Below are 15,828 nucleotides of genomic sequence, written 5' to 3' on the forward strand. Positions count from 1 at the left end.
AAAATGGCGAAATCTTTTAGTCCCACATCCATTCCAATGTAAGAATGTGTTTTCGGAAGTTCTTGCACTTCTGTTTCAACTAACAATGATACAAAGTATCTGCCAGAAGGGTTCCGTCTAACTGTAGCATTTAAAATACGTCCCTTTACTTCACGACTTTTGGCAAATCGAACAAGACCTAGTTTTGGCAATTTAATTTTGTTTCCTATAACGGCAATGTTTTCATTTGTTTGTTTTGTGGTGTAAGATTGTACGTTGTTTTTCTTAGATTTGAAACGCGGGGCACTGTTTTGTTTTTTGAAAAAGCGTGTATAAGCATCCGCGAGGTTGCGAACAGATGACTGAATCGCAATACTATCCACTTCTTTTAGCCAAACAAGCTCTTTCTTCATGGCAGGAAGTTTGGCAGAGCATGTCCCATATGTTAAACCTTTTCCTGTTTCTTTGTATGCATGATCCCATAGAGAAAGGAAATGATTGAATACAAAACGAGAACAGCCAATCGTTTTATTGATTAGGGTCGCTTGTGCTTGATTTGGATAGATACGAAATTTATATGCTTTATTGATCATCATTCGTTTCACCCCCATTTCGATATGTGTCTATCATACAACAAACGTACATTCGATAGGTAGTAAAGTAACAGTTTATGTATGTCGAACAATTAAGATGGCTTCCTGCCATCCCTTGTCCGAAGCCAATTCATCTCCCACCTACTCACTTCGCGTTCCTTGAGGAAGGAGTCTTCTTGGCTAAAATGATAAAGTTACTCAACTAAAGGGCCAGATTGTTGAACAACAGTAATACAGGAAACTGGTTATATATGTTGAAATTTATAATAGATTGTGGAGATTTCTACTTAAAGTTTGTATGCAGGATAATTAAAAAACATTTTCTTAAAAGGGGGAGTGTTTATTACTTTGGAACATAAAGAAGTGAATATTGAATATGAAAAAATAAATGACAAACTTGCTCTGGATAAGTAGAGTATTGGACAAGTTTTCCAAAGGTAACGATCTGTTTCTTCACTACAAAAAATTAGTAATATAAGAGAAGGAAGTGAAAGATTTGAATAAACAAAAAGCGGTAGAAATAGCAAGGAAGTATGGTTTGGAAGTTAAAGAGGAGTCCATCATATTCAACGAGTCCGGTTTAGATTTTCTGGTTGCTTATGCAGAAGATGATAAAGGCGAAGGATGGGTGCTAAGGTTTCCGAGACGGGACGATGTGATGCCGAGGACGATAGTGGAAAAGAAAGCACTGGATCTTGTAAAAAAATATGTCACTTTTCAGGTTCCAGTCTGGTTGATTTATAAAGACGATCTAATAGCTTATAAAAAGTTAACCGGACTGCCAGCAGGCACGATTGATCCGGAGATTCAAAACTATTTGTGGGAGATGGATTATGAAAATGTACCTAAACAATTTCACCAGACATTAGCCAAAGCGTTGGCTTCGCTACACACAGTTCCCAAGGCAGAAGCTCTTAAAGTAGGCCTGGTTGTCCAGACAGCAGAAGAGGCAAGAAAATCGATGATTGAGCGTATGGAAAAGGTTAAAGCGAAATTTGGCGTAGGCGAATCCTTATGGAACCGCTGGCAGGCCTGGGTAAAAAATGAGGAATTGTGGCCTCAGAGAACAGGTCTGATTCATGGGGATGTTCATGCTGGCCACACGATGATTGATAAAGATGCTAACGTAACCGGTTTTATCGACTGGACCGAAGCAAAAATAACGGATGTATCAAATGATTTTGTTTTCCAGTACCGGGCATTCGGAGAGGAAGCCCTGGAGAAACTGATCAACTATTATCGGCAGGCAGGCGGGATTTACTGGCCTGCCATGAAAGAGCACGTCATTGAACTTAATGCGGCATACCCTGTTGCGATAGCTGAGTTTGCGATTATCTCAGGCTTAGAAGAATATGAGCACATGGCGAAAGAAACATTGGAAGTGAATGACCGCTAGCATTATGAAAAAAATAAAGTTCTTCTTTGTGAGATACAACCGCTGTATAAAGAATCCATAAGCCAAGATGCATGAGTTTTCACAACGAAAATCTTATTAGTTTTTTTATTGTTGTTTCAGGGTCCGTTAGAAAAAACAACTTAATGATTCAATTGAATATAGAGAAAGCGTGTTTTGATCAAGTTTTTTTCAAAACACGCTTTTTCTATTTGTTCTTTTATAAAGGTTTATTAAGTTAATTTAATAAACCTTTATTCAAAAGCTACAGAATGCGTGTAAAAGAGGACTAGGAAACGGAATAGTCCTCTTTTTTATTTCATTTTATAGAGTAAAGGGGGGATTCCGTAATGGCACGTGTCAGTACGGAGGATGCGATGAAAGCAAGAAATATTGACTTGATTTCATATCTGGAAGCAAAGGGAGAAACGTTTAAGAAAGAAGGAAACTATTATCGTCATACGGAACATGACAGTCTCATCATTAAAGGGAATCAATATGCCTGGAATAGTCGAGGGGAGAAGGGATATGGAGCGATTAGCTTTGCGATGATGTACTATGACATGACATTTCCACAAGCCGTGATGGACATTCAGAAGGGGGACTACAAAGAGTTTGATCGTTCAAAAGCTGAAGAGGAGCGCCAAAAAGAGCAGCAGCCATTTAGTTATCCAAAACACCTGGAAGTAAATAAACAAACAGAGATAAAAGAATATCTAATTCATGAACGGAAAATAGATCCTCGCTTGGTGAATTGGCTGATTAAAAAGGATCTCATCGCCCAGGATAAGAAAAATAATGTGGTTTTTAAATGGAGGGAAGAAGGAGGAAAAGGGCAAGTTATTGGCATGAACCGTCAAGGTACAGTCAAAATGGAGAATAAAAGAGGAAGCTTTAAGCAAATTGTCCCGAATTACGAAAGAATCAATGCTGGTTTTACAGTTGATGTGGGTAAACCGGATAAAATCTATTTTTATGAAGATCCGATTGATATGTTATCTCATTGGAGTATCAAGCAGAATAATATCCAAAACGCTCGCCTGGTTTCTATGCATGGATTGAAGTCAAAAACAGTGATTCAATCTTTAATGGATGCGAAAAAAGAAGGGCACGATATTAAAGAGGTCATAATGGCAGTTGATAATGATAAGGCTGGGAAATCCTTCATTCAGACAATGAAATGCTTTGTAGATCTTAAAGAGGATATTCCAACGAATGAAAAAGATTGGAATGATGTCCGGAAGAAACAAGTGAGTGGGCAACAGCCAAAAGAAACAGCCCAACCAAAGAAAATGAAACCAATTAAAGAGGTGGAGCGAAGTGTCTAATCTACCAGAAATGCCAAACATATTACAAATTTTGATGTATGGTTTTATCCTTTATGTTCTTTTTCGTATTTGTAAATTCATGTACCGGAAGATCCAGGAGCGAAGAATATTAAAGCGAATGGCTAAGTCTGGTATTCGTTATATAGACAAAATGGACGGACATCAATTCGAAGTATACCTAAAAGCTCTCTTTCGAGAGTTGGGTTATTCTCCAACAGTCACAAAACAGTCAAATGATTTCGGGGCGGATCTGGTATTGAAGGGGAAAAATCGTATTGTCATCCAGGCAAAACGCTACGGGATGAAAAATAGAGTCGGCATCAGTGCCGTACAAGAGATATATGCAGCACAAGCCTATTACAAAGCACACGAGGGCTGGGTTGTAACAAACAGTGTATATACAAGACAGGCGAAAGAATTAGCGGAGGCATGCCATGTAAAACTTATAGATCGTGTAGAACTTCAAAAATTAATAAATAAAATCAACCCGGAGCATTCGGCTGAAGATGTATATCAGGGGATAGAGCCTGCAGAACGGAAATGCCCAACATGTAAACATGATTTAGTCATACGAAATTCGAATAAAACAGGAAATATGTTTTTTGGCTGTTCACAATATCCCACATGTACACATACAGAACCAATTCATACATGAGCTGTGATGAAAATCCGGCTCTTTTTCTTTTACTTAAATATATTTTAATTCTATTAAAAATGATCCTAAATCATATCCTACTTTTATTATTGCGATGGCTGAAATTATAGTAAATGGATATTTCACGAAAGGATTATTTAAGAGTTTTTTTATTTTCTTCATGCTGTAGCCCTCCACAGTATTAGTTACCTTATTTTTAATATTATCATGAATGTAGATATAATGATTAATAATTATACGATTTCTTTCTTTATTAGATATAAAGCATGTCTAGTATTTGATATTTTTCTGGGTATTTTTGCCCATTTCTCGCAAAGGCCGATTGATAAAATATATACCAATTTTTTTGTCTGATTCTTCTTCAATTAAATGATCTGTCATTAACCTGGTTAAAACGTCATCTTTATTGATACTCTCAAAGAGTGTCTCTAAATTTATTACTGTTGGAGATTTCCCTAGGATACATGAAAAACGTCAGTTTAACTAAAAATGACTCTTCAGATTTGATTGTATGAGACTTTTATACTCTCATCAATACAATGAGTTGTATTTGGTGTAAAAATGCATGTAAAGGGAGAAACGGACTTTACATGCGTTTTTAGGTTTTTTAGGGAAAATAAAAAGGGTAGCCATTATTTACGACTTAACCCTTTGTCTACGATCTGACGAATTGCTTCATTTCGGTTACTAATCTTGTTATCGTGCCAAAAATCCTCTATTCGCTTCTATCCATTTATTTATCACATATTGGAGTACGAAACGATTCGAGGTATGATGGGCCACTACGAAAGAGTTTTAAATTAATGCAATAAAAACCATAGAAATTAACCATTTCTACGGTTTTATGCTCACCTAAGAACAGCACACTACAGCATCATCAAATGCATCTTCTGGAACATACACCTTATTGCCCTCTACTTTATATGGAATGTTGTTTCTTTCAAACCTTTCTGTGTCAACAGTTTCTACAGTGTCGCCCCATTTCACATATTTTCCTTTGTATTCTTTTTGACAAGCAGACAATATGAATAAAATAGATAGACAAAAGATCAGTATTAAATTCTTTTTCAAAATCTCTATCTCCTTTTTAAGCAAATTTAAGTACGTAAAATAAAAGCTCTTCATTTGCAAGAAGCAAACAAAGAGCAAAGTCATGAGTGACCGTTGAGGAAAGAAATTGGCTGGTTTCTTTCCTCTATATTTTAACATATAAAAAGTTGTAGAGAAAAGGGGCGTGTAGGATGGAAGAAGGTCATATTTCCTTTCAGCAAGGGGTTAAATAGTTTCTTATTATGATTGTCTGTTTTTGGTTCATTATGTTTCTCATGTATGGTGAAAGCCTGTTACAATAGTAAAGAATAACTTGGGTACAAATTGATAATGAAATGGGGAAATATGCTGGATGAAAGCAACTGGAGTAACTAGAAAAGTGGATGAATTAGGGCGTATAGTAATTCCAAAGGAACTTAGAAATACGCTTGGGATTAAAGAAAAATCACCATTAGAGATTTTTGTAGAAGGGGAAGACATCATTTTACAGAAGTATCAGCCTGGTCATGTTTGTGCATTAACAGGAGAAGTGTCAAATCGTAACATAGCATTAGCTAATGGTAAGATAACATTAAGTCCAGAAGGTGCAGAGTTATTACTAAAAGAATTAGAACAGTATATTGTAAAATAAGTGCTCCTTTCAAGGGGCTTTTTTTTATGGTTAACATAATAATTTCACGTACCGTAATGTTTTAAAAAACTAAAACAACACAATAATAGTCTACATTTAATCTTGTGTAGACTTAATCATCTAATTGGAGAATGTATTGTGTATTTTGGATAGATTTCTTGCGAAATATGTACCTAGAGCAGTATTTCGATTTAAATATGATACGATAGTTATATATTCGTTTTGCTAGTAAAAGGGGATGAGTGTCGATGAAAAACCACATAAAAGTAAATGGGAAAATCCTTCAAACAAATAAAAAATGGTCACATCTCAAGCAAAGACAAAGGCAACATATTTCTAATTGGTTACGCAGAGAATATACACAGTTTGTAACAACACATTATAGAAAACCTAGGAAGTATGAACATGATGAGATTCTTCATGAAGTGATAAATCAAATACAGGAACGTGAAATTTGGATTCCTAATGGTGAAGTAAAAAGATATTATCTAAGCAAAATAGGAAAATGGTTTAGAAAAATAGAAAGTGAATGGGAATCACAAATATCCAACAGTGAAAAGCAGCAGGTATTAGAAGAAAAGTAAATACAAAGAAACCAGGGGGCGCATTTCATGTTTAATTTACAAGAAGATATGTATGAACAATTGAAAGAAAAAAAGGGGAAGTTACTGTATTTTTAATGAATGGCGTTCCAATACATGGGCAGATCCTTGAAACTGATAAATTTACCGTCCTAATGATGGTTCATGGTAAACAACAACTAATCTACAAACAAGCAATCTCTACACTTGCTATTTAATGGGTACCGCCAGTATTTCGGAAAAAACCCACGCTAAGAGTATGCAAAATTTTATGCTGTTTTTCAGCTAATTCAGTAACAAACGAGAACTCAAAAACCTTTTCAGGATAGGAATGTATAAAAGGTACAATTAGGAGAAAGAGGAGGACTTCAAAATGATTTTAGAAGCAGTCATATTGCAAGTAAAAGACGGTATGGAGACGGAGTATGAATCGGTATTTAAGCAAGCATCTTCAATCATCTCTTCCATGCAAGGATACATAAATCATGAATTACAACGCTGTATGGAGCAGAAAGGGAAATATTTGCTCCTTGTACAATGGGAAACTTTAGAAGACCACACGATAGGATTTCGTCAATCTGAACAATATCAAGAGTGGAAGGCATTATTGCATCACTTTTATGATCCATTTCCAACAGTTGAACACTTTGAGCGTGTAGAGTTATCACGAAACTGAACTTGACCGTCTATTAATACTTGGAAAGTAACTTCCAATAACGATAATTATTTAAATAAGCTGTCCATATGGACAGCTTATTGTATGTTTTTGCTTAGCGTGTTTTTTTTCAAAAATGCTGTTGGTACTCCTATTAGGGGTAGCACCACACATCCATCAACTTAAGAAGAATAAACGCCACCAAAACAAAAAAAGCCCCAAATTTTTCTTGAAAATAAGTTGGGGCTTTTGAACCAGAAAAGTATATTTTTAACTATGAAAACTACGATGAATTTTTCCTTTTTTCCTACTTGCTAAATTCAGCAAGTAAAATTTTTTTAAAAGGATTAGGACTGTCAGTTCTACCCAAACTATTCCAATTGACGACCAACGTATGCTTGCCTCCAAGTTTACCTCCAACAAGAGTTGTAAACCCTAGAATGCCACCTGTGTGTCCCCATATCGAGACACCGCTTGGAAGCTTAGTTTCATAGATTCCAAGACCATATCCATCGATTCCTTCTTTTCCTGTAGGAACTGTAGTAAGCATTTGTTTTAGTTGCTGTTCTTTCAGTAATTTACCACCGAGCAAGTAAGAGAAGAATTTGTTTAAGTCGTCAGCAGTAGAAATCATATCTCCAGCAGAGCTACCTGCACTTGGGTTATAATAAGTAACGTCTTTTAGCTCACTTGCTCCGTCTGGTTGGACATATCCACGGGCATGGTTAGTGCCTGGAATAACACTTGAGTTGCCTGGTAGGAATGTATTCGACAATTCAAGTGGTTCAATAATCCGATTTTCAATCTCTTCCGCATAGCTGTTTCTGGTTACTTTTTCAATAAGAATGCCCAGTAATACGTATCCTGTGTTTGAATAAGACCAGCCATCTCCTGGGGCAAAGTCTGGAGGCAGAGAAACCCCCATCTTCACTAACTCTTCAGCCGTATACGATTTTTTTGTATCCGTAAAATCAGCGTCTTTTGACCTTGAGTATTCAGCGATACCACTTGTATGGTTCAATATATGCCGGATTTTAATCTTGTTACCATCATATCCATTTCCTTGAATGACACCAGGCAACCAGTCTTCGATGTAGTCGTCTAGATTCAGGCGATTCTCTCCAACTAATTGAAGTACAACTGTTGCGATGAACGTCTTCGTCACACTCCCAATGCGAAAGCGAAAATCTGTTTTCATTGGTTTCTGGGTTCTCAGATCCGCTATTCCAGCGGCATACCCCCACGTTTTTCCACCCTCAGAAGTTTTAGCAAGTATCCCCGGGTATCCAAGTTGCAATGTATCCCGCATTGCTTGCTTGACGGAAGTATGATCTCGTTGAGTATTTGTTTGTAACGAACTAGATACATTTTGAGTGGGCTCTGCTTTTACAATTGAGGTTGGTGTTGTATATAACAGGGAACTTCCAGCTATTAAAAGGGCCAGACTTGCACATGTAATTTGACTACGTATTTTCATATGGCATTCCTCTCCTCTATTCATATTGTATAAGTGTTTGCTTACTGTTCCTTACTTCCTGACAAGACTTAGGGAAGGGCCCTCACGCATATAGATTAAAGCCCCAGTACAAAGGTATCTATCAATACCAACAATTTGAGCCAGTTAAATCTCCATCCCTTCTATAACAAAATTATTCAAAGGTATGAAAGCATATTATGTACCCTTAGTTATTGTTAGGATTAACACAACATGAGACATAACCCCAACCCATATTTTACTTCATTTATCCATAATATGTATTGAGAAAGAATGTAAATTCGAATCCATTCCGTACCCCAACTATTGATCGTTTTTTTCACCTATTATAATTAGCTATTTAGAATTTCATAATAGGCCTCACCATACATGCCCATAAACTTAAGAGATTTTAATACTCTTAAGTACTAAAAAACGTTATTCTTTCTAAACAAGCTAGATTAGAAAGGATGACGTTTTCTTATGAATCTCTCGATTCAAGATGAACTACAACCATTTGCGGAAGAATTACAGCGATATGTTACACCTGTATTTTTAGAAGAACTAGCAAAAGAACTTGGGTTTGTAAAACGAAAACGCAAGTTTTCTGGATCAGACTTAGCTACTATTTGTATTTGGATGAGTCAACGGGCGGCAAGTGCTCCCTTAGTTCGATTATGTAGTAAACTTCATGCAGCGACAGGCACTCTACTCAGCCCTGAGGGCTTAAATAAACGCTTAAATACAAAAGCAGTTTTGTTTTTACAACATATTTTTTCTTTACTGTTACAACAAAAAGTATGTGAACATACGCAAATTTCTAACCATTTCTTCTCTTATTTCCAACGAATTCGTATCCTAGATGCCACCGTATTTCAAGTGCCAAATGCTTTAGAGAATGTATATCCAGGCTCGGAAGGATGTGCTCAAAAAGCTGGAATCAAAATCCAATTAGAATATGATCTACACAGTGGGGAATTTCTTAACTTTCAAGTTGGACCAGGAAAAAATAATGACAAAACATTTGGTACGGAGTGCTTAGATACCTTACAACCAGGAGATTTATGTATTCGTGATTTGGGTTATTTTTCATTGGAAGACTTAGATCAAATGGATCAACGCGGTACATACTATATTTCTCGTTTGAAATTAAATACAAATGTATATGTGAAAAATCCAGACCCAGAATACTTTAAAAATGGTGCAATGAAGAAACAATCGGAATACATACAAATCGATGTGAAACAAATTTTAAACCAACTACAACCTGGAGAAACATTGGAATTAAAAAATGCTTATATTGGTGATAAACAACAACTGTTCGCACGTGTTATTTTTAATCGATTAACAGAAAAACAACTTCAAAAACGACGAGCGAAAATTTCGGAAAAAGAAAAATCCCAAAATAGATCGTACTCGGAGAAAAGTAAAATGGTAGCGGGATTAAACGTGTACGTGACGAATACACCTTGGGAATGGGTTCCGATGGAACAGGTACATGAGTTATATACTTTGCGTTGGCAAATAGAGATTGTCTTTAAAACGTGGAAATCACTCTTCAAAATAGACCATTATCGTAATGTAAAACAGGAACGATTAGAGTGCCAATTATATGGAAAGCTAATCGCTATTTTCCTTTGCTCCTCTACTATGTTTAAAATGCGCCAACTTCTTTTGCAAAAGAAGAAAAGAGAATTAAGCGAATATAAAGCGATAGGAATGATCCAAGATTATCTATATCTTTTGTATCAAGCTATACAGAAAGACACCCAAGAAATAACAAAGATTCTAATCCGTCTATTCCACCTACTACACAAAAATGGGCGGAAATCTCATCGATATGAGAAGAAAACAGTCTTTGATATTATGGGTGTTGTCTATGAGTATAGTGGACTTAGAAAACAAAAGAAAGCTGCATAATCTTTAAAAATAATACCTACTTAGGTTTATTTGGCATGCTCATTTTTAAGAATAAAAAGTGTTTCAAGAGTGTTGTAGTTTATTTGAACGAAAGTTCATCTTGTTTCCGTTCTTAAGTTGATGGGTATGGGGTCACCATATCAAAAAAAGAAAATTGCACGTTTAGACATATTTTAGACACAATTCATCCGATTCCTTGTACGTTAAGGAACCGGATGCTTACTTTACTACTTTTTATGAAGTTTTTGTCCCGTAATGGTCTTAAATTATTAAAATTTATTTTTGCATTTAAGTTCCAAACATAATCACCTGTCAACGTAATATGCTCCCATCCAAGTTAAGATATATGTTGTAAATATTCTTCTGGAATGTCCATACATTTTGCACGTAAAGCATCTACTGCACGTGATATATATAGCGTATTCCATAATAGAGGTTCAGTCGAGATACATGTAGTTTTGGGTCATTGGCTGTATTTTCTTTCCGTTATCAGATTACGGTGTAACAAAAAAGTGTTTTACTAATTATCTTACGAATTATTTTTGATACAGTATTTTGTACAGCTAGTTCAACGGTTAGGATATTTCATATTTTTAAATACAAAACTCGTCAGTTTTTGGATCATTATGTTTCTCATGTATGGCGAAATCCTGTTACAATAGTTAAGAATAAATTGGGTACAAATTGATAATGAAATGGGGAAAGATGCTAGATGAAAGCAACCGGAGTAACTAGAAAAGTAGATGAATTAGGGCGTGTAGTAATTCCAAAGGAACTTAGAAATACGCTTGGTATTAAAGAAAAATCACCATTAGAGATTTTTGTAGAAGGGGAAGACATTGTTTTACAGAAGTATCAGCCTGGTGGTGTTTGTGCATTAACAGGAGAAGTTTCAACTCATAACATAGCACTAGCAAATGGTAAAATAACATTAAGTCCAGAAGGTGCAGAATTATTACTAAAAGAAGTAGAACAGTATCTTGTAAAATAAGTGCTCCTTTCAAGGGGCTTTTTTAGTAAAGATATTTAAAATTTCACGTACCGTAATATTTAATAAAAAACAAGATACATAATCAATAGTCTACATTGAATCTTATGTTGAACTCATCTGCTAAATGGATGCTGTATTGTTAGTTTTGGATACATTTCTTGCGAAATATGTACTTAGACCAGTATTTCGATTTAAATGTGATACGATAGTTATATATTCGTTTTGCTAGTATAAGGGGATGAGTGTCGATGAAAAACCACATAAAAGTAAATGGAAAAATCCTTCAAACAAATAAAAAATGGTCACATCTCAAGCAAAGACAAAGGCAACATATTTCTAATTGGTTACGTAGAGAATATACACAGTTTGTAAAAACACATTATAGAAAACCTAGGAAGTATGAACATGATGAGATTCTTCATGAAGTGATGAATCAAATACAGGAACGTGAAATTTGGATTCCTAATGGTGAAGTAAAAAGATATTATCTAAGTAAAATAGGAAAATGGTTTAGAAAAATAGAAAGTGAATGGGAATCACAAATATCCAACAGTGAAAAGCAGCAGGTATTAGAAGAAAAGTAAATACAAAGAAATCAGGGGGAGATTTCATGTATAATTTACAAGAAGATATGTATGAACAATTGAAAGAAAAAAAAGGGGAAGTTACTGTATTTTTAAAGAATGGCGTTCCAGTACGTGGGCAGATCCTTGCAACAGATAAATTTACCGTCCTAATGATGATTCATGGTAAACAACAATTAATCTACAAACAAGCAATCTCTACACTTGCTATATAAAAAATGATTGTATTATATAAAAGGAGAGGGATATATTGATTTTTTTATTTCGATTTGACATAAAGGATGCTGGAATGGATTTTATCTTAAACGAAAAAATAGCTGAAGATATACTTGAAAATGGAGTGATACGATGAATAAGACGTATGATGTCATCATTACCGGTGCTAGATGTGCCGGCTCTACCCTGGCAATTTATCTTGCTAAGGCAGGTTTCCATGTGTTGTTAGTGGACCGAGCGAATTTTCCAAGGGACACATTATCAACCCATACCTTTTTCAATAATACTGTCGCTCTTCTTCGAGAAACCGGTGTCCTGGACAAGTTATTGGAAACAAAAGCACCGCCGGTACGGGATATTAAATTTCAATTTGAGGATACCGTGATAGAAGGTCTCATCCCTGAGGTTTACGGAGAGGAAAGTTGTTATTGTATTAGAAGAACTTATCTCGATCATATTCTACTTGAACAAGCCAAATCCCAAATGAATGTAACTGTTTTAGAAGGATTTCGTGTGACGGATGTCATCCGTGATGACGAAACAGTGATAGGCGTGAAAGGTTTAGACGGCGACAACGAGAAACAAGAATTTTTAGCTCGCCTGGTAGTCGGGGCAGACGGCCGATCCTCTATTATTCGCAAGCTGGTAAAAAGTGAACTCAAAATAAGTATTCCGGCAACAGTCGGCATCTATTTCGGGTATTTCTCTGGATTTCGCCACGATAATGTCCCTAAATTTGAAGTATACAAGGTAAAAGATAACACAGCCATTCTCTTTCCGACGAATGATGATTTATATGTAATTGTCGGCATTTTCCCATTAGAAAATAAGGAATTGATAGAACGGTTGAAATTAAATCCGGAAAGCTGTCTACGCAATTTCTTTACAGATAACTTTCCGAATACAACAATTGGGGCGCGCTTGAAAAATGCAGAACTAGTAGAACCGGTCAAAGGCATTCTCGGATATGATAATTACTGGTATAAAGGAATGGGAAAAGGATGGGCGTTGGTTGGAGATGCAGTTTGTTTTAAAGATCCTGGCATGGCGCAGGGTATCCATGATGCTATATGTGGAGCACGTATATTATCCAATATTCTATCAAAATATAAGGGACAATCCGATCAATCAAATCAAATGTCTGAAGAATATCAAAAGGCTATAGAAGATGAGTTTATGGTTCGGTTTCACATGGGATGCCAAATTTCGAAGAATGAACGCATATCTGAACAACAGGATGCTGTCAACAAGCTAATCAGTTCCCATCCAGAGGCTATAGAGAAGTTTTTAGGGATTTACAATTATGCAAACGAGCCCGCTGCTTTAGAAAAAGAACTCGCACGAATTATGCATTCGATCTAGCAATGATTTTAGAGATTAAGTGATTTAAGTACAAAAATAATTCACTATGAACCTTCCCCACTTACTCGCTTCCGCTTGAAGTGGGGATTTCTTAGCATCAACAAAGACAAGGTCCCATGAGAAGCGGATTTTCCATCTCCTCTCTGCACCTATGCAGGGACTCCTTTTCTTCATTTGACTAAGCAACTTCTGCACATGCAGAAGGGTGGGAACACACCGTCTACTACTTTTTGCTTACGCAATCAACAAATACTTTCTCTTCGTTTCTTCCGGGATATGACACATCTTTCCGTACAGTTCTTTTGCCAAAATGTTGCGGGCACCGTGAATGTCCCAGTGTTCTTCGTAGCCGCACACACAAACGTAGTTACGTGTCCGCACTTTCTTTCTTCTTTGGCAACAAGGGCATGTTTGAGAAGTGTATGCTTCGTCTACGAGAAACAATAGAGGTACCTTTAGCAATCTAACCTATTTCGATGCTGGAGCCAGAGTGACTTCGGGTGATGTTACCTTGTCATAAAAATCTACGAAATTGTCACGATCGGCGCTATCACGGTAAGCCATGGCGACACGTGGATGTTCATTAAGTACACCAGAGATCATGTAAGGTATGATATAGCCTCACTCCCACTCTTGTCGCATTTCTAACAAGAGTATATCTTACTAGTGAATTCTGTATATATTATTATGTGGGGTACCGCCAGCATTTCGGAAAAAAACCACGCTAAGCAAAAAATACAATAAGCTGTCCATATGGGAAGTGAAATTTATACTTTATCATTGGTCTTTTTTAATCTACTAGCCCTTAATTCTTTGAAATTCTTGATTAATTCTTCTCCGAAAATATAAATAACTTTTTCCCATGGATGCCCTAAATAACCCCACTTAAAGTCTTTTTGCAAAAAGAAATAATAATCTCCATCCGGAAAAAATGGGATTTTCCATTGATGATCATCTTCGTTTAGATTTAAATTTAAACTAGGATTCATCCAGTAGCCAGCATGCTGCCAATCTAACGCATATATATATTCATGTTTCTCGGTACATAAAATAAGAGCTTCCAATAATATATGATCAAAAATATAATCATCGTCATCAGTCCATTTTCCTTCAAAATAATTAGGTAAATCATAAGTAATATATGGACAAGAAAATTTAAATGATTGGTCACCATCAATATTAGGATTAAAAGCAAATTCATCATAAAATCTATCCCAAACATTCTCATATTCTTGTTCATTTAACAAAATCCATTTTTTCAAACTCCGTACCTACTTTCTAATATTATTATATAATTAAAATACCACGATGAAATTGTATATTCTATTCATTGCTAATTTACATAACACATTATTATTAGTAGCAAGGAAAAGGAGGAACCCTACTCTCCCAAGAGAACCTCCTTTTTTCGTTCTATGGAACTATGCATTTTTTCATACATTCCTATTCTGGCGCGGTTTTAGGTTTCTCGTTTGTTTTTGGATCAACAAAAAAACTGTATTAAATCTTGTTTGATCCTAGGGGTCACTATATATGAACACTACGTATTTGACTTTCTCAATAACCAATATTACTTAACGTGGTAAAATAATATTTGGATGGGAATTCAATGTTATTAAAATTAAAGTGGTTATCAAGTCGTAGGAAGGCACCTTAGGGTGTCTTTTCTTTTTAAAATATATAAGCGCACCATCCCTTTCCTAATAGAGGTCCCCCTCATGCCTCCTTACAGGGAGAATGATAAGGCATTTTTTATTTACCCAATTACCAATTTCTCACATGTTTTAAATAGTTACAATACTTGTATTGCTTCAATAACATATGATCATTCTTAAGAATGTCATTGAAATGTATTAATAGATTCTAGTGCAGCAAAATAAATTATGCTATGATGTGAGCAAATATAAAGCTATCTAACGGAGGGATTTACATGCCGCATGTTGTGTTTCGTGGAATTACTACTGAACAATTAAAATGTATAAGCAAGCCATTAGTAGAAGAGCTCGCAGAGATTTGTGAGTGTGGTACGGATAATTTTACGTTGGAACTACCAAGTTCTACGTTTGTATTCAATGGAGAAGAAATAGAAGCGTTTCCTCTTATTGAAGTGAAATGGTTCGAGCGTGGACAGGAAATTCGTAATCGATTTGCCAAGGCCATTACTACATATGTAATGGAGTTTGGGCTTCCAGAAGTAGAGGTTGTATTTACGGTTTTCACAGAATCAGCGTATTATATTAACGGGAAGCATTGTGCAAGTTAGAGCCAGTTGAAAGATTTTTGTAATATTTATAAGGGGTAGAACCACATCGCTATCAAGCTAACTAGACAAAATACCCCCTAAAAAGAAAAAGGCGTTATTCTTTCTGAGAAATCATAGGAAAGGATAACGCCTTTATATCAATATGACGGTATC

18 protein-coding genes and 4 pseudogenes are annotated in these 15,828 nt (G+C 35.8%); 13 read left to right on the forward strand and 9 right to left on the reverse strand.

Annotated elements, in window-relative coordinates:
- Positions 1-575, reverse strand: a 575-nt coding sequence (locus JDS95_RS24110) for an RNA-guided endonuclease TnpB family protein (protein WP_199690823.1), incomplete at its 3' end; no start/stop codon positions are given.
- A gap of 493 nt (positions 576-1,068) precedes the next feature.
- Here JDS95_RS24110 and mphM point away from each other — a divergent pair.
- The 3 genes from mphM to JDS95_RS24125 all read left to right on the forward strand — a co-directional run bounded on the left by mphM (position 1,069) and on the right by JDS95_RS24125 (position 3,948).
- Positions 1,069-1,968: a macrolide 2'-phosphotransferase MphM gene (mphM, locus tag JDS95_RS24115; RefSeq protein WP_199690824.1), complete on the forward strand. Its 900-nt coding sequence runs from the start codon at positions 1,069-1,071 to the stop codon at positions 1,966-1,968.
- 347 nt (positions 1,969-2,315) lie between these two features.
- Positions 2,316-3,293 (forward strand): DUF3991 and TOPRIM domain-containing protein, encoded by a 978-nt coding sequence (locus JDS95_RS24120; RefSeq protein WP_199690825.1) that lies wholly within the window; start codon positions 2,316-2,318, stop codon positions 3,291-3,293.
- Complete coding sequence (locus JDS95_RS24125; RefSeq protein ID WP_088911273.1) at positions 3,286-3,948, forward strand: restriction endonuclease; 663 nt, start codon at positions 3,286-3,288, stop codon at positions 3,946-3,948. Before JDS95_RS24120 ends, JDS95_RS24125 begins: the two co-directional genes overlap by 8 nt.
- A 33-nt stretch (positions 3,949-3,981) precedes the next feature.
- Here the strand turns inward: JDS95_RS24125 and JDS95_RS31585 are convergent, their stop codons facing one another.
- From JDS95_RS31585 to JDS95_RS24130, 3 genes and pseudogenes are all read right to left on the reverse strand, one after another.
- Positions 3,982-4,110, reverse strand: a complete 129-nt coding sequence (locus JDS95_RS31585; RefSeq protein WP_000721373.1) for a hypothetical protein — start codon at positions 4,108-4,110, stop codon at positions 3,982-3,984.
- Between the two features lie 470 nt (positions 4,111-4,580).
- A pseudogene (locus JDS95_RS32190) lies at positions 4,581-4,673 on the reverse strand (ribbon-helix-helix domain-containing protein); the annotation flags it as partial.
- 127 nt (positions 4,674-4,800) lie between these two features.
- Positions 4,801-5,019 carry a hypothetical protein gene (locus JDS95_RS24130; RefSeq protein ID WP_000739869.1) on the reverse strand — a complete coding sequence of 73 codons (219 nt, stop codon included), beginning with the start codon at positions 5,017-5,019 and terminating at the stop codon, positions 4,801-4,803.
- Between the two features lie 331 nt (positions 5,020-5,350).
- On the opposite strand from JDS95_RS24130, the gene JDS95_RS24135 reads away from it, so the two are divergent.
- The 4 genes and pseudogenes from JDS95_RS24135 (at position 5,351) to JDS95_RS24150 (ending at position 6,886) form a co-directional block, all read left to right on the forward strand.
- Positions 5,351-5,629, forward strand: coding sequence for an AbrB/MazE/SpoVT family DNA-binding domain-containing protein (locus JDS95_RS24135; protein WP_199690826.1), 279 nt, complete (start codon positions 5,351-5,353; stop codon positions 5,627-5,629).
- Between the two features lie 248 nt (positions 5,630-5,877).
- Positions 5,878-6,213, forward strand: a complete 336-nt coding sequence (locus tag JDS95_RS24140) for a transposase (RefSeq protein WP_097882483.1) — start codon at positions 5,878-5,880, stop codon at positions 6,211-6,213.
- 27 nt (positions 6,214-6,240) lie between these two features.
- Positions 6,241-6,428 (forward strand): annotated as a pseudogene (gene hfq / locus JDS95_RS24145) (RNA chaperone Hfq).
- Positions 6,429-6,583: 155 nt separating this feature from the next.
- Positions 6,584-6,886 carry an antibiotic biosynthesis monooxygenase family protein gene (locus tag JDS95_RS24150; protein WP_197229469.1) on the forward strand — a complete coding sequence of 101 codons (303 nt, stop codon included), beginning with the start codon at positions 6,584-6,586 and terminating at the stop codon, positions 6,884-6,886.
- Between the two features lie 286 nt (positions 6,887-7,172).
- On the opposite strand, the gene JDS95_RS24155 is transcribed toward JDS95_RS24150, so the two are convergent.
- Positions 7,173-8,342 (reverse strand): serine hydrolase domain-containing protein, encoded by a 1,170-nt coding sequence (locus JDS95_RS24155; protein WP_199690827.1) that lies wholly within the window; start codon positions 8,340-8,342, stop codon positions 7,173-7,175.
- 480 nt (positions 8,343-8,822) lie between these two features.
- On the opposite strand from JDS95_RS24155, the gene JDS95_RS24160 reads away from it, so the two are divergent.
- The gene (locus JDS95_RS24160; protein ID WP_199690828.1) at positions 8,823-10,259 is read left to right on the forward strand and encodes an IS4 family transposase; all 1,437 of its coding nucleotides are present in this window, start codon (positions 8,823-8,825) and stop codon (positions 10,257-10,259) included.
- Between the two features lie 184 nt (positions 10,260-10,443).
- On the opposite strand, the pseudogene JDS95_RS31230 reads toward JDS95_RS24160, so the two are convergent.
- Positions 10,444-10,692 (reverse strand): annotated as a pseudogene (locus JDS95_RS31230) (Tn3 family transposase); the annotation flags it as partial.
- A gap of 279 nt (positions 10,693-10,971) precedes the next feature.
- Here JDS95_RS31230 and JDS95_RS24165 point away from each other — a divergent pair.
- The 4 genes from JDS95_RS24165 (at position 10,972) to JDS95_RS24180 (ending at position 13,412) form a co-directional block, all read left to right on the forward strand.
- A complete protein-coding gene (locus tag JDS95_RS24165) occupies positions 10,972-11,250 on the forward strand; it encodes an AbrB/MazE/SpoVT family DNA-binding domain-containing protein (RefSeq protein ID WP_000648352.1) in 279 nt (92 codons plus the stop codon).
- A 248-nt stretch (positions 11,251-11,498) separates the two neighbouring features.
- Positions 11,499-11,834, forward strand: coding sequence for a hypothetical protein (locus JDS95_RS24170; RefSeq protein ID WP_000788513.1), 336 nt, complete (start codon positions 11,499-11,501; stop codon positions 11,832-11,834).
- A gap of 26 nt (positions 11,835-11,860) precedes the next feature.
- Complete coding sequence (hfq, locus tag JDS95_RS24175; protein ID WP_000282535.1) at positions 11,861-12,049, forward strand: RNA chaperone Hfq; 189 nt, start codon at positions 11,861-11,863, stop codon at positions 12,047-12,049.
- A gap of 133 nt (positions 12,050-12,182) precedes the next feature.
- A complete protein-coding gene (locus JDS95_RS24180; RefSeq protein WP_199690829.1) occupies positions 12,183-13,412 on the forward strand; it encodes an NAD(P)/FAD-dependent oxidoreductase in 1,230 nt (409 codons plus the stop codon).
- A gap of 234 nt (positions 13,413-13,646) precedes the next feature.
- On the opposite strand, the gene JDS95_RS24185 is transcribed toward JDS95_RS24180, so the two are convergent.
- The 3 genes and pseudogenes from JDS95_RS24185 to JDS95_RS24190 all read right to left on the reverse strand — a co-directional run bounded on the left by JDS95_RS24185 (position 13,647) and on the right by JDS95_RS24190 (position 14,674).
- Positions 13,647-13,874 (reverse strand): transposase, encoded by a 228-nt coding sequence (locus JDS95_RS24185; protein WP_254903124.1) that lies wholly within the window; start codon positions 13,872-13,874, stop codon positions 13,647-13,649.
- Between the two features lie 6 nt (positions 13,875-13,880).
- A pseudogene (locus JDS95_RS31235) lies at positions 13,881-14,063 on the reverse strand (nucleoid-structuring protein H-NS); the annotation flags it as partial.
- A gap of 116 nt (positions 14,064-14,179) precedes the next feature.
- Complete coding sequence (locus JDS95_RS24190) at positions 14,180-14,674, reverse strand: DUF2716 domain-containing protein (RefSeq protein WP_000758862.1); 495 nt, start codon at positions 14,672-14,674, stop codon at positions 14,180-14,182.
- A 668-nt stretch (positions 14,675-15,342) separates the two neighbouring features.
- Between JDS95_RS24190 and JDS95_RS24195 the strand changes: the two genes are divergently transcribed.
- On the forward strand, positions 15,343-15,675 hold the full coding sequence (locus JDS95_RS24195) for a DUF1904 family protein (protein WP_085450868.1): 333 nt from the start codon (positions 15,343-15,345) through the stop codon (positions 15,673-15,675).
- The last annotated feature ends 153 nt before the right edge of the window (positions 15,676-15,828 follow it).

The organism is Bacillus cereus group sp. N24, from assembly GCF_016483345.1.
Classification (GTDB): Bacteria; Bacillota; Bacilli; order Bacillales; family Bacillaceae_G; genus Bacillus_A; species Bacillus_A toyonensis.

Coding starts and splice junctions, on each gene's coding strand:
- JDS95_RS24120 (WP_199690825.1), top strand. CDS start 2,316: ATGGCACGTGTCAGTACGGAGGATGCGATGAAAGCAAGAAATATTGAC.
- JDS95_RS31585 (WP_000721373.1), bottom strand. CDS start 4,110: ATGAAGAAAATAAAAAAACTCTTAAATAATCCTTTCGTGAAATATCCA.
- JDS95_RS24135 (WP_199690826.1), top strand. CDS start 5,351: ATGAAAGCAACTGGAGTAACTAGAAAAGTGGATGAATTAGGGCGTATA.
- JDS95_RS24140 (WP_097882483.1), top strand. CDS start 5,878: ATGAAAAACCACATAAAAGTAAATGGGAAAATCCTTCAAACAAATAAA.
- JDS95_RS24150 (WP_197229469.1), top strand. CDS start 6,584: ATGATTTTAGAAGCAGTCATATTGCAAGTAAAAGACGGTATGGAGACG.
- JDS95_RS24155 (WP_199690827.1), bottom strand. CDS start 8,342: ATGAAAATACGTAGTCAAATTACATGTGCAAGTCTGGCCCTTTTAATA.
- JDS95_RS24160 (WP_199690828.1), top strand. CDS start 8,823: ATGAATCTCTCGATTCAAGATGAACTACAACCATTTGCGGAAGAATTA.
- JDS95_RS24165 (WP_000648352.1), top strand. CDS start 10,972: ATGAAAGCAACCGGAGTAACTAGAAAAGTAGATGAATTAGGGCGTGTA.
- JDS95_RS24170 (WP_000788513.1), top strand. CDS start 11,499: ATGAAAAACCACATAAAAGTAAATGGAAAAATCCTTCAAACAAATAAA.
- hfq (WP_000282535.1), top strand. CDS start 11,861: ATGTATAATTTACAAGAAGATATGTATGAACAATTGAAAGAAAAAAAA.
- JDS95_RS24180 (WP_199690829.1), top strand. CDS start 12,183: ATGAATAAGACGTATGATGTCATCATTACCGGTGCTAGATGTGCCGGC.
- JDS95_RS24195 (WP_085450868.1), top strand. CDS start 15,343: ATGCCGCATGTTGTGTTTCGTGGAATTACTACTGAACAATTAAAATGT.